1 protein-coding gene is annotated in these 253 nt (G+C 100.0%); it reads right to left on the bottom strand.

Annotation, left to right across the window (positions count from 1 at the left end; translation table 11 throughout):
• A partial coding sequence (locus tag JHD80_RS29475) for a hypothetical protein (protein ID WP_199055829.1) occupies positions 1–253 on the bottom strand: 253 nt, incomplete at both ends.

Below are 253 nucleotides of genomic sequence, written 5' to 3'. Positions count from 1 at the left end.
GGGGGGGGGGGGGGGGGGGGGGGGGGGGGGGGGGGGGGGGGGGGGGGGGGGGGGGGGGGGGGGGGGGGGGGGGGGGGGGGGGGGGGGGGGGGGGGGGGGGGGGGGGGGGGGGGGGGGGGGGGGGGGGCGGGGGGGGGGGGGGGGGGGGGGGGGGGGGGGGGGGGGGGGGGGGGGGGGGGGGGGGGGGGGGGGGGGGGGGGGGGGGGGGGGGGGGGGGGGGGGGGGGGGGGGGGGGGGGGGGGGGGGGGGGGGG

It is taken from the genome of Allobosea sp. ASV33 (genome assembly GCF_016428755.1).
Taxonomy (GTDB): Bacteria; Pseudomonadota; Alphaproteobacteria; order Rhizobiales; family Beijerinckiaceae; genus Allobosea.
The sequence above is the reverse complement of the archived record's forward strand: the minus strand, read 5'-3'. Positions and strand labels throughout refer to the sequence as shown.